Here is an 11,572-nt window from a genome sequence, read left to right on the forward strand (position 1 = left end):
GGTGTCAGCGGGCGTGGCTAATGGAATCTTGTTATTCGTCCGAATCCAAACAGCCCATAAAAGGCGTCATCGAACGAGAAGGCGAAGGGCACGGACCCTTCGCCTTTTTAAGCGTTTACGCGCCGACTACGATCGGCCTTGCCAGAGGCGGGACGACGGCGCTGGTGGGCGCGATGCCGGCTTCGAATTCTGGACGGAAGTATTTGATTGCGCTGCCCAATGGCTCCACGGCGCCCGGTGCGTGAGCACAGAAGGTCTTGCCCGGGCCGAGGAAACCGACCAGACCCAGCAAGGTCTCGATATCGCCGGCTTGCCCTTCACCGTTCTCGATCGCGCGCAGCAGCTTGACGCTCCACGGCAGACCGTCACGGCACGGGGTGCAGAAACCGCACGACTCTCGGGAGAAGAACTCTTCCATGTTGCGCAGCAGGGACACCATGTTGACGCTGTCGTCCACCGCCATGGCCAGGCCGGTACCCATGCGGGTGCCCACTTTGGCGATGCCGCCAGCGTACATTTGTGCGTCGAGGTGTTCAGGCAACAGGAAACCGGTACCGGCGCCGCCTGGCTGCCAGCACTTGAGCGTGTAACCGTCGCGCATGCCACCAGCGTAGTCTTCAAACAGCTCGCGACCGGTGACGCCGAACGGCAGTTCCCACAGGCCTGGGTTCTTGACCTTGCCGGAGAAGCCCATGAGCTTGGTGCCCATGTCTTCACTGCCTTCGCGCGCCAACGATTTGTACCAGTCCACGCCGTCGGCAATGATCGCCGGCACGTTGCACAGGGTTTCAACGTTGTTCACGCAGGTCGGCTTGCCCCACACGCCAACGGCGGCAGGGAAGGGCGGCTTGGAACGCGGATTGGCGCGGCGACCTTCGAGGGAGTTGATCAGTGCGGTTTCTTCACCGCAGATGTAACGCCCGGCGCCGGTGTGGACGAACAGCTCGAAATCGAAGCCGCTGCCCAGGATGTTTTTACCCAGCAGGCCGGCTGCCTTGGCTTCTTCCACTGCACGGTTGAGGTGCTTGGCGGCGGTGGTGTATTCGCCGCGCAGGAAGATGTAGCCACGGTAGGTTTTCAGCGCGCGAGCACTGATCAGCATGCCTTCGATCAGCAGATGGGGCAGTTGCTCCATCAGCATGCGGTCTTTCCAGGTGTTCGGTTCCATCTCGTCCGCGTTGCACAGCAGGTAGCGGATGTTGATGGATTCGTCTTTGGGCATCAGGCCCCACTTCACGCCCGTGGGGAAGCCTGCACCACCGCGACCTTTAAGGCCGGAGTCTTTCACGGTCTGGACGATGTCGTCCTGAGCCATGTCGGCGAAGGCTTTGCGCGCGGCGGCGTAACCGTTCTTGGCCTGGTACTCGTCAAGCCAGACAGCTTCGCCGTCGTCGCGCAGACGCCAGGTCAGCGGGTGAGTCTCGGCCGAACGCTTGATGCGGTTGGCAGGACCGAAGGAAGTCAGGGTCATACGTAGCCCTCGAGCAATTTGGCAACGCCGGCAGGCTGCACATCACCGAAAGTGTCGTCGTCAATCATCAACGCCGGCGCCTTGTCACAGTTGCCGAGGCAGCAGACCGGCAGCAGGGTGAAACGACCGTCGGCGGTAGTCTGACCCAGGCCGATGCCCAGATTGTTCTGGATTTCGCTGACTACCGATTCATGGCCGCCGATGTAGCAGACCATACTGTCGCAGACGCGAATGATGTGGCGACCGACCGGCTGACGGAAGATCTGGCTATAGAACGTCGCCACGCCTTCAACGTCGCTGGCCGGGATGCCGAGGATCTCGCCGATGGCGTAGAGCGCGCCGTCAGGCACCCAGCCACGTTCCTTCTGGACGATCTTCAGGGCTTCGATCGACGCCGCGCGCGGGTCTTCGTAGTGATGCAGCTCGTGCTCGATGGCCGAGCGCTCGGTTTCACTCAAGGTGAAACGGTCTGTCTGGATAAGCGTGCTGTTCATGCTTAGCGGTCCACGTCGGCCATAACGAAATCGATACTACCCAGGTACGCGATCAAGTCCGCGACCATGCTGCCTTTGATCACCGAAGGGATCTGCTGCAGGTGCGGGAAGCTTGGGGTGCGAATCCGGGTGCGGTAGCTCATGGTGCCGCCATCGCTCGTCAGGTAATAACTGTTGATGCCCTTGGTCGCTTCAATCATCTGGAAGGATTCGTTGGCCGGCATGACCGGGCCCCACGAAACTTGCAGGAAGTGCGTGATCAGGGTCTCGATGTGCTGCAGCGTGCGCTCTTTCGGTGGCGGCGTGGTCAGCGGGTGATCCGCCTTGTACGGGCCTGCCGGCATGTTGCGCATGCACTGCTCGATGATCTTGATGCTCTGGCGCATTTCTTCGACGCGCACGATGCAACGATCGTAGGCATCGCCATTGACGGCCAGGGGCACTTCGAACTCGAAGTTCTCGTAACCGGAGTACGGGCGCGCCTTACGCAGGTCGAAGTCGCAACCGGTCGAACGCAAGCCTGCACCGGTGACGCCCCATTCGAAGGCTTCCTTGGTGTTGTAGGCAGCGACGCCGATGGTCCGGCCTTTGAGGATGCTGTTGTCCAGCGCGGCCTTCTGGTATTCGTCCAGACGCTTTGGCATCCACTCGACGAAGTCTTTGACCAGTTTTTCCCAGCCGCGCGGCAGGTCGTGAGCGACGCCACCGATGCGGTACCAGGCCGGGTGCAGACGGAAACCGGTAATGGCTTCGATCACCGTGTACGCCTTCTGACGGTCGGTGAACGTGAAGAACACCGGGGTCATGGCGCCGACGTCCTGGATGTAAGTCCCCAGGAACAGCAGGTGGCTGGTGATCCGGAAGAACTCGGCCATCATGATGCGGATGACGTCGACCTTCTCGGGCACCTTGATGCCGGCCAGCTTCTCGACCGAGAGCACGTACGGCAGGTTGTTCATCACGCCGCCGAGGTAGTCGATACGGTCGGTGTACGGGATGAAGCTGTGCCAGGACTGACGCTCGGCCATCTTCTCGGCACCACGGTGGTGGTAACCGACGTCAGGCACGCAGTCGACGATCTCTTCACCGTCCAGCTGCAGAATGATGCGGAACGCACCGTGCGCGGAAGGGTGGTTGGGACCGAGGTTGAGGAACATGTAGTCCTCGTTCGCACCGGAACGCTTCATGCCCCAGTCTTCAGGCTTGAAGCGCGCGGCTTCTTCCTCAAGCTGTTGCTTTGCCAGCGTCAGGCTGAACGGATCGAACTCGGTGGCACGGGCCGGGAAGTCCTTGCGCAGCGGGTGACCTTCCCAGGTCGGCGGCATCATGATGCGGGTCAGGTGCGGGTGGCCGGCGAAATTGATGCCGTACATGTCCCACACTTCACGCTCGTACCAGTTGGCGTTCGGCCAGATACCGGTCACGGTCGGCACGCTAAGGTCGCTCTCGGACAAGGCGACCTTGATCATTACGTCACTATTACGTTCGATCGACATCAAGTGATAGAACACTGTGAAGTCGGCGCCGCTTGGCAGCCCTTGACGCTTGGTGCGCAGACGCTCGTCCACGCCGTGCAGGTCATAGAGCATGACGTACGGCTTGGGCAGGTTGCGCAGGAAGGTCAGGACTTCGACAAGTTTGGCGCGGGCAACCCAAAGCACCGGCATGCCGGTGCGGGTAGGCTGGGCGGTGAACGCCTCGGGGCCAAAACGGTTGTTCAGTTCGACGACCACATCCTGGTCGTCTGCCTTATAAGGCGGGATGTACAGAGCACTGCCTGTAGTCATGGTTATTTATCGCTTTCGGTCAACGTAAAGAATGAAGCCAGTGTCTCGTTCTATAAAAGAAGCAGATCTGGATCAGACTTCGTCGGGGCTGCGCAGGTTGGTGACTGCGATACGCTGTTCGCGGCGCTGTTCCTTTTGCGAAGGCATCTCGGCGCGGTACACGCCTTGATCACCGACGACCCAGGAAAGCGGACGACGCTCCTGTCCAATCGATTCTTGCAAGAGCATCAAGCCTTGCAGAAAAGCTTCAGGACGGGGCGGGCAGCCAGGCACGTAGACGTCCACGGGCAGGAACTTGTCCACCCCTTGAACGACAGAGTAGATGTCGTACATGCCACCGGAGTTGGCGCACGAACCCATGGAGATAACCCATTTAGGTTCGAGCATTTGCTCGTAGAGACGCTGAATGATCGGCGCCATCTTGATGAAGCAGGTACCGGCGATAACCATGAAATCCGCCTGACGCGGCGATGCCCGGATAACCTCGGCGCCAAAGCGTGCGATGTCGTGGGGCGCCGTGAAGGCGGTGGTCATTTCCACGTAGCAGCACGAAAGACCGAAGTTATACGGCCACAGGGAGTTCTTGCGCCCCCAGTTGATCGTGCCGTTAAGCACGTCTTCGAGCTTGCCCATGAAGATGTTTTTGTGGACTTGATCTTCTAACGGATCGGAAACGGTTTCCCGCTCGCCAATCGGATACTGCTCGTTAGGAGCATCGGGGTCGATCCTGGTGAGATTGTATTGCATTGCCAAAGCCTCATTGTTTCAGCTTCGCCTGCCGCTTGCGACGAGCTTCCGGAGCCCAGTCAAGGGCGCCCACTCGGAACAGGTAGACAAGACCTGCCAACAGAATTGCTATGAAAACGAGAGCTTCGACGAATCCGGTCCAGCCGCTTTCGCGGACGGACACAGACCAGGCAAAGAGAAAGAGGGCTTCGATATCGAAGATCACGAAGAGCATCGCGACCAGATAGAATTTGGCTGAGAGCCGCAAGCGGGCGCCACCTGTAGGTAGCATGCCGGACTCGAACGGTTCGTTTTTGCTGCGACCCCAGGCTTTTGACCCGAGGAGGCTGGAGACGCCGAGCATGAAGGCGCAAAGGCCGACAACGCCCAGAAGGAAAATGGCAAAGCCCCAGTTGTGGGCCATGAGTCCTGTCGCTTCGGGCATGCTGGTAATCCTTAACAGAGAGCAAAGGTCTCTGAGCTTGAAAAGAAACAAAGCAGTGACGATATGTCGCAGCAATCAATCCCGCTGATTTTATGGCACAACACGGTGCAAGTAAAATTCAGATAGCGAAATTATTTAATGGAATAAGGACATAGCGCACCTCCGAAGCCCCGCAGCCCATGCGTTGCGGGCATTAGCCGGGTTTTTATCAATATTGTTTTGTAAGGAATGTAACGAACATAGTTGTAGCTAAATGATAATCAATATTGTTTGGCTTGGTTTTTAAACTGTTTAACGGCTGGGTGACTGGGAAGTTGTCTTATATGGCTGTTACTACAAGTAGCGGAGATGGACGTTTTACCTCGGTTTTCTGCGCGCGGTACCGCTCTGGATCAATGTTTTTCGTAGGACTTGAAGGTGCATGCATTCCTGTGGGAGTCGGGCTTGCCCGCGATGGCGGCCTTTCAGTCGACATCTGCAGTGACTGACACACCGTCATCGCGAGCAAGCCCGCTCCCACAGGGTTATGTGGTGTTTGGTAAATCGCGGGCAAAAAAACGCCCCGAACCAGTCGGGGCGTCAGATGTGCGGCGTTGCGGTTAGCTTTCTATTCGGTCCGCAACGGCCGTTAGCTCAGGCGAAGCAGATCAGTGGAACTGTTCTTCTTCAGTCGAACCGGTCAGCGCGGTCACCGAAGACGAGCCACCTTGAATCACGGTGGTCATGTCGTCGAAGTAGCCGGTGCCCACTTCCTGCTGGTGAGCCACGAAGGTGTAGCCCTTCGAAGCGTCAGCGAATTCCTGCTCTTGCAGCTTCACGTAGGCAGTCATGTCGTTGCGGGCGTAGTCGTGCGCCAGGTTGAACATGCTGTGCCACATGTTGTGAATGCCGGCCAGGGTGATGAACTGGTGCTTGTAACCCATGGCGGACAGTTCGCGCTGGAACTTGGCGATGGTCGCGTCGTCCAGGTTTTTCTTCCAGTTGAAGGAAGGCGAGCAGTTGTACGACAGCAGTTGGTCCGGGTATTCCTTTTTGATCGCTTCAGCGAAGCGACGAGCCTCGTCCAGATCCGGCTTGGCGGTTTCGCACCAGATCAGGTCGGCGTACGGCGCGTAAGCCAGGCCGCGAGCGATCGCCTGGTCCAGGCCGGCGCGCACTTTGTAGAAGCCTTCCTGAGTGCGTTCGCCAGTCACGAACGGCTGGTCGTACGGGTCGCAATCAGAGGTCAGCAGGTCAGCTGCGTTAGCGTCGGTACGGGCCAGGATGATGGTCGGAGTACCGGCAACGTCAGCCGCCAGACGGGCAGCGGTCAGCTTCTGTACAGCTTCCTGGGTAGGAACCAGTACCTTGCCGCCCATGTGGCCGCATTTTTTCACGGAAGCCAGTTGGTCTTCGAAGTGAACGCCGGCGGCGCCTGCTTCGATCATGCTCTTCATCAGCTCGTAAGCGTTCAGAACGCCGCCGAAACCGGCTTCAGCGTCAGCCACGATCGGTGCGAAGTAGTCGATGTAGCCTTCGTCGCCCGGGCCTTTGCCGGCTTTCCACTGGATCTGGTCAGCACGACGGAACGAGTTGTTGATGCGCTTGACCACGGTTGGAACCGAGTCCACCGGGTACAGCGACTGGTCCGGGTACATCGATTCGGCGGAGTTGTTGTCCGCAGCCACTTGCCAGCCCGACAGGTAGATTGCCTGGATGCCGGCTTTGACTTGTTGTACAGCCTGGCCGCCGGTCAGGGCGCCCATGCAGTTGACGAAATCTTTATCAGGACGGAAGGATGGCTTGGCGCCCTGGGTCACCAGGTTCCACAGCTTCTCGGCGCCCAGTTTTGCAAAGGTGTGCTCAGGTTGAACCGAGCCACGCAGGCGGACGACGTCAGCAGCGGAGTAAGCGCGTGTCACGCCTTTCCAGCGTGGGTTTTCAGCCCAATCTTTTTCGAGGGCTGCAATTTGCTGTTCGCGTGTCAGTGCCATGGAGATAAACCTCGTCGCATAGGTCTGGGGTGGAAAATTCCTGCTCCTGCCAACTACGCAAATTAAAGAAGCGTAAAAGGCTGCTCGCTGACCAGAAGCTTAGGTGGTCAAGTCGGATTCGGCGGGGTTGGCGACGGGATGAACGATGGGCTCGAGGGGAAGTGAGCAGGTAAGGGCGAACTGGCGAGCGGATTCGGGCGTCGTGGGCCTTTATACGAACTTCAGTGTGGAGCCGGGTTACCTAATTACGCTTCCGTCCCTCGGGACAACTTCGTTCCAGTCGGCAACCTCGTCAAACACACCTTGTGGGCGGTACAGACACGAAACGGCTCGCTGGGGTAGATGCGAGCATCGCTTCGAAGGCCCTTGCCAGGGCCCCTGATTAGCGGGAGCGAGGCCATCATGCCTTTGCTTTTTTCGATCGTCAAACGTTTTGTAGTGCTTTTTTTCAAGCACTACATCTTTGGTCTAATACGACTAATCAGTCAGTTTTCGGTGGTTTAGTCCAAAGTATCGACTTTCACCCGCAGGGTCATGTCATCCCGGCCTTGAGTCGAGTAGCTGCGGGTCAGGCCCTGTTTGTCGGCCTGAGTCTGGCGGTTTACCCCGGCCAGGGTGATCCACTCGCCCAAGCGTCCCGTGACAGTTGTGTCGGTACTTTGCACATTCACTACATCGGGACGTTCCTGGCTCATGCGGTCACGGTTGGTACTGATCGACAGGTGAACGATGTCGCCGGTGACGCTGGCGGTGACATAGAAACCCTGGGTGACGTTGCGGTATTCGGTCTGGCTGCGCAGATCGCCGTAGGAATCGGTCTGGCTGCTGGTGAGCGGCACGCTCTGGCCGACCTGAATCAGTGCCGGTGCGCCTTCGCTGGCCTGAATCTGCTGGATGCCGCCATCGCGGCTGTCGGTGCTGCGGTTGATGATGCGCGTCTGGCTCGGCTTGGCGCCGTTCACCGAGTAACCCTGGTCGCCCTGGAAGTTATTTTCGTTGGTGTCGACGGTGATCAGCAGGCGCTTGGCAGCCACGTCGAGTTGGGTAACAAGGGCCTTAAGTTCGTCGATCTTGCGTTGATCGGCATTGACGATCAGCTGATTGCCGTAGGCGCTGACCTGGCCGTCCTTGCCAATAAAATCCTGTGCCATGGGGAGCATATCAGCACTGGTGCGGTAGTTCAGGGGCACGATCTCGGTGGCTGCCATGGCTGAAAAACTGCACGTCAGCAGCAGCGTGGTGAGCAGGGTGCGTAGGGACATATCCGTTATCTCCGACATCTTGAAGTGTTGATATTGCCAGTTTGTCGGCCCGGCGTGGGGCAAGTTGAATCGCAGACAGCAAAACGCCCCGGCATCGGTCGATGGCGGGGCGTTTTGTGGTGTTCCCTGTGGCGAGGGGGGGTTATCTGTGGTGAGGGGATTTATCCCCGTTGGGTCGCGAAGCGGCCCCAAAATTTCTAACCACAGTGCATCAGGTATACCGCATCCGATGGTTTGACGACTGCTGCGCAGCCGAACGGGGATAAATCCCCCTCGCCACAGATTAAGTCCCCACCACAGGGTTTTAGGCGGAATGCCGCACCATGTCCACATGCGGAATCCCGGCTTCCAGGAATTCCTCACTGACCAGGCTGAAACCCAAGCGCTCATAGAACGCCGTGGCCTGGACCTGTGCGCTCAGCATCTGCTGCTTCAGTCCACGCTTCTCGGCTTCACCGATCACCGCTTGCATCAACGCATCGCCGACTTTCAAGCCGCGCCAGTCTTTAAGCACCGACACCCGGCCGACGTGACCATCGGGCAACAGGCGTGCGGTGCCGATCGGAAAGTCGCCTTCGAAGGCCAGGAAATGCACTGCCGTAGCGTCATCGGCATCCCATTCAAGCTCAGGTGGAACGGATTGCTCGGCAATAAACACCGTCTCACGAATGCGCCGGATCTCGGCGTTGTCCTTTTGCCAGTCTGCGACACGTACGTGAATTTTATTCATCAGCGAACCCCAGGCTCCCTTGCTTGATCAGTTCGCACAGCAGGCCGCGGCCGTCTTCGTCGCTCAGCCAGTCACCGAGGTTGTCGGTGTGCAGGGCGTCAGCGGCGCAGATCAATTTCAGCAGCTCGCGCAGCTTGCCTGGCAGGTAACGGCTCTGGCCGCTGGCGAACAGCAGCAGGTCGTCATCGACTTCGGACCAGGCCAGGCGCGCGCTCGGGTTGCGGATCAACACAGCGCCTTGTTCGAGGCTGGCGAGGAAGTCTTCTTCTTCGATTTCTTCCGGGCCGGCAACCAGTTCCGGGTAGCGCGGCTCGGTCATGTACTGGCCGAACCAGGTCAGCAGCAGGCGCTCGTCGCTCATGTGCTCGGCCAGCAAGGCTTTCAGGCGATCAAGGGCGTCGTGCTGGATCTGATGCGGATCGACAGCAGGCACTGCGTCGGCGTCGGTGTAACGCTCTTCGTCGGTCAGGAACTGGCTGAGGAAGTCGGTGAAGTGTGTCAGCACTTCCGAGGCGCTTGGGGCGCGGAAGCCGACCGAGTAGGTCAGGCAGTCATCGACGGCCACGCCGCAATGGGCCAGGCGCGGCGGCAGGTAGAGCATGTCGCCCGGTTCCAGGATCCACTCATCGGTGGCTTCGAAATCAGCGAGGATGCGCAAGTCCGCGTGTTGCAGCAACTTGCTCTCGGAATCGCACATCTGGCCGATTTTCCAGTTGCGCTTACCGTGACCCTGCAGCAGGAACACATCATAGTTATCGAAGTGCGGACCGACGCTGCCACCCGGGGCGGCAAAGCTGATCATCACGTCGTCGACGCGCCAGCTCGGCAAGAAGCGGAAGTTCTCCAGCAGCTCGGCGACTTCCGGTACGAATTGGTCAACCGCTTGAACCAGCAGGGTCCAGTCACGTTCCGGCAGTTTGCTGAATTCATCTTCGGCGAAGGGGCCGCGGCGCAATTCCCAAGGACGCTCGCCGTTCTCGATTACCAGGCGCGACTCGACTTCTTCTTCCAGCGCCAGTCCGGCCAGTTCGTCGGCGTCGATCGGGCTTTCGAATTCAGGAATCGCCTGACGGATCAGCAGAGGTTTTTTCTGCCAGTAGTCGCGCAGGAATTCGCGCGCCGTGATGCCGCCTAGAAGTTGAAGAGGAATGTCAGGATTCATGTGTAACCTATTGAAAAAATGCACTTTTCATACGGGAATAAAAACGCCCGGCGCTGCCGGGCGTCTCAAACGGGTAAAGCGGTCGATCAGATGCGTTTGGCTTGTGCCGCAGCGTTACCGATGTAGTTCGCCGGGGTGAGCAATTTCAGCTCGGCCTTGGCGGCGGCTGGCATGTCCAGGCCGTCGATGAAAGTTTGCAGTGCTTCAGGGCTGATGCCCTTGCCACGGGTCAACTCTTTCAGCTTTTCGTACGGGTTTTCGATGTTGTAGCGGCGCATTACGGTCTGGATCGGCTCGGCCAATACTTCCCAGCACGCGTCCAGGTCAGCGGCGATCTTCTGCGCGTTGAGCTCCAGTTTGCTGATGCCTTTGAGGCTGGCTTCGTACGCGATCACGCTGTGGGCGAAGCCGACACCGAGGTTGCGCAGCACGGTGGAGTCGGTCAGGTCACGCTGCCAGCGGGAAATCGGCAGCTTGCTCGCCAGATGCTGGAACAATGCGTTGGCGATACCCAGGTTGCCTTCGGAGTTTTCGAAGTCGATCGGGTTGACTTTGTGCGGCATGGTCGACGAACCGATTTCGCCAGCGATGGTGCGCTGCTTGAAATAACCCAGGGAGATGTAGCCCCAGATGTCACGGTCGAAGTCGATCAGGATGGTGTTGAAGCGGGCGATCGCGTCGAACAGCTCGGCAATGTAGTCGTGCGGTTCGATCTGCGTGGTGTACGGGTTGAAGCCAAGGCCCAGTTCGTCTTCGATGAAGGCGCGGGCGTTTTCTTCCCAGTCGATCTCAGGGTAGGCCGACAGGTGAGCGTTGTAGTTGCCGACAGCGCCGTTGATCTTGCCCAGCAGCGGAACGGCAGCGACCTGAGCGATTTGACGCTCCAGTCGGTAAACCACGTTCGCCAGCTCTTTGCCCAGGGTGGTCGGCGAGGCCGGTTGACCGTGGGTACGCGACAGCATCGGCACGTCAGCGAAACGGATGGCCAGCTCGCGGATGGCGTCGCAGGTCTGGCGCATCAGCGGCAGCATCACGTCATCACGGCCTTCGCGCAGCATCAGGGCGTGGGACAGGTTGTTGATGTCCTCGCTGGTGCAGGCAAAGTGGATGAACTCGCTGACCTTGGCCAGTTCCGGCAGCTTGGCCGCTTGTTCCTTGAGCAGGTACTCAATGGCTTTGACGTCGTGGTTGGTGGTGCGCTCGATCTCTTTGACACGCTCGGCGTGCTCCAGAGCGAAGTTGTCCGCCAGGGTGTTCAGCACCGCGTTGGCTTCGGCGGAGAACGCCGGCACTTCGCTGATGCCTGGGTGAGCGGCCAGGCGCTGGAGCCAACGCACTTCAACCAGAACGCGAGCACGGATCAGACCGTATTCGCTGAAAATTGGGCGCAGGGCCTGGGTTTTGCCGGCGTAGCGGCCGTCAACAGGGGAAACCGCAGTGAGCGAAGAGAGCTGCATGGGGTGTTCTCGGACAGTCGGGCAACGAAATGGGGCGCGTATCATACATGAAAAAATCCGCCGGT

10 protein-coding genes are annotated in these 11,572 nt (G+C 59.0%); all 10 read right to left on the reverse strand.

Features of this window, described 5'->3' with window-relative positions:
- Nucleotides 1–115: 115 nt before the first annotated feature.
- The gene (nuoF, locus tag ACA060_RS10660; RefSeq protein WP_109629418.1) at nucleotides 116–1,471 is read right to left on the reverse strand and encodes an NADH-quinone oxidoreductase subunit NuoF; all 1,356 of its coding nucleotides are present in this window, start codon (nucleotides 1,469–1,471) and stop codon (nucleotides 116–118) included.
- Nucleotides 1,468–1,965 carry an NADH-quinone oxidoreductase subunit NuoE gene (gene nuoE, locus ACA060_RS10665; protein WP_003223804.1) on the reverse strand — a complete coding sequence of 166 codons (498 nt, stop codon included), beginning with the start codon at nucleotides 1,963–1,965 and terminating at the stop codon, nucleotides 1,468–1,470. Before nuoE ends, nuoF begins: the two co-directional genes overlap by 4 nt.
- A 2-nt stretch (nucleotides 1,966–1,967) precedes the next feature.
- Nucleotides 1,968–3,752, reverse strand: coding sequence for an NADH-quinone oxidoreductase subunit C/D (gene nuoC / locus ACA060_RS10670; protein WP_109629421.1), 1,785 nt, complete (start codon nucleotides 3,750–3,752; stop codon nucleotides 1,968–1,970).
- A 72-nt stretch (nucleotides 3,753–3,824) separates the two neighbouring features.
- On the reverse strand, nucleotides 3,825–4,499 hold the full coding sequence (locus ACA060_RS10675) for a NuoB/complex I 20 kDa subunit family protein (RefSeq protein ID WP_008146035.1): 675 nt from the start codon (nucleotides 4,497–4,499) through the stop codon (nucleotides 3,825–3,827).
- A 10-nt stretch (nucleotides 4,500–4,509) separates the two neighbouring features.
- Nucleotides 4,510–4,923 (reverse strand): NADH-quinone oxidoreductase subunit A, encoded by a 414-nt coding sequence (locus ACA060_RS10680; RefSeq protein ID WP_003223812.1) that lies wholly within the window; start codon nucleotides 4,921–4,923, stop codon nucleotides 4,510–4,512.
- A gap of 647 nt (nucleotides 4,924–5,570) precedes the next feature.
- Entirely contained in the window at nucleotides 5,571–6,896 is a 1,326-nt protein-coding gene (gene aceA, locus ACA060_RS10685) for an isocitrate lyase (RefSeq protein ID WP_033057066.1), read from the reverse strand.
- Nucleotides 6,897–7,396: 500 nt separating this feature from the next.
- Nucleotides 7,397–8,158, reverse strand: coding sequence for a secretin N-terminal domain-containing protein (locus ACA060_RS10690; protein ID WP_109629424.1), 762 nt, complete (start codon nucleotides 8,156–8,158; stop codon nucleotides 7,397–7,399).
- A gap of 304 nt (nucleotides 8,159–8,462) precedes the next feature.
- Complete coding sequence (locus ACA060_RS10695; protein ID WP_017339601.1) at nucleotides 8,463–8,888, reverse strand: GNAT family N-acetyltransferase; 426 nt, start codon at nucleotides 8,886–8,888, stop codon at nucleotides 8,463–8,465.
- Nucleotides 8,881–10,050 (reverse strand): ribosomal protein uL16 3-hydroxylase, encoded by a 1,170-nt coding sequence (locus ACA060_RS10700; RefSeq protein WP_497317102.1) that lies wholly within the window; start codon nucleotides 10,048–10,050, stop codon nucleotides 8,881–8,883. Before ACA060_RS10700 ends, ACA060_RS10695 begins: the two co-directional genes overlap by 8 nt.
- A gap of 86 nt (nucleotides 10,051–10,136) precedes the next feature.
- On the reverse strand, nucleotides 10,137–11,507 hold the full coding sequence (gene purB, locus ACA060_RS10705; RefSeq protein ID WP_497317104.1) for an adenylosuccinate lyase: 1,371 nt from the start codon (nucleotides 11,505–11,507) through the stop codon (nucleotides 10,137–10,139).
- Nucleotides 11,508–11,572 lie beyond the last annotated feature (65 nt).

Source organism: Pseudomonas sp. LBUM1671, assembly GCF_059695685.1.

Excerpts from the sequence above, each read along its gene's own strand:
- nuoF (WP_109629418.1), bottom strand. The coding sequence starts at position 1,471 with ATGACCCTGACTTCCTTCGGTCCTGCCAACCGCATCAAGCGTTCGGCC.
- nuoE (WP_003223804.1), bottom strand. The coding sequence starts at position 1,965 with ATGAACAGCACGCTTATCCAGACAGACCGTTTCACCTTGAGTGAAACC.
- ACA060_RS10675 (WP_008146035.1), bottom strand. The coding sequence starts at position 4,499 with ATGCAATACAATCTCACCAGGATCGACCCCGATGCTCCTAACGAGCAG.
- aceA (WP_033057066.1), bottom strand. The coding sequence starts at position 6,896 with ATGGCACTGACACGCGAACAGCAAATTGCAGCCCTCGAAAAAGATTGG.
- ACA060_RS10690 (WP_109629424.1), bottom strand. The coding sequence starts at position 8,158 with ATGTCCCTACGCACCCTGCTCACCACGCTGCTGCTGACGTGCAGTTTT.
- ACA060_RS10700 (WP_497317102.1), bottom strand. The coding sequence starts at position 10,050 with ATGAATCCTGACATTCCTCTTCAACTTCTAGGCGGCATCACGGCGCGC.
- purB (WP_497317104.1), bottom strand. The coding sequence starts at position 11,507 with ATGCAGCTCTCTTCGCTCACTGCGGTTTCCCCTGTTGACGGCCGCTAC.
- ACA060_RS10680 (WP_003223812.1), bottom strand. The coding sequence starts at position 4,923 with ATGCCCGAAGCGACAGGACTCATGGCCCACAACTGGGGCTTTGCCATT.
- nuoC (WP_109629421.1), bottom strand. The coding sequence starts at position 3,752 with ATGACTACAGGCAGTGCTCTGTACATCCCGCCTTATAAGGCAGACGAC.
- ACA060_RS10695 (WP_017339601.1), bottom strand. The coding sequence starts at position 8,888 with ATGAATAAAATTCACGTACGTGTCGCAGACTGGCAAAAGGACAACGCC.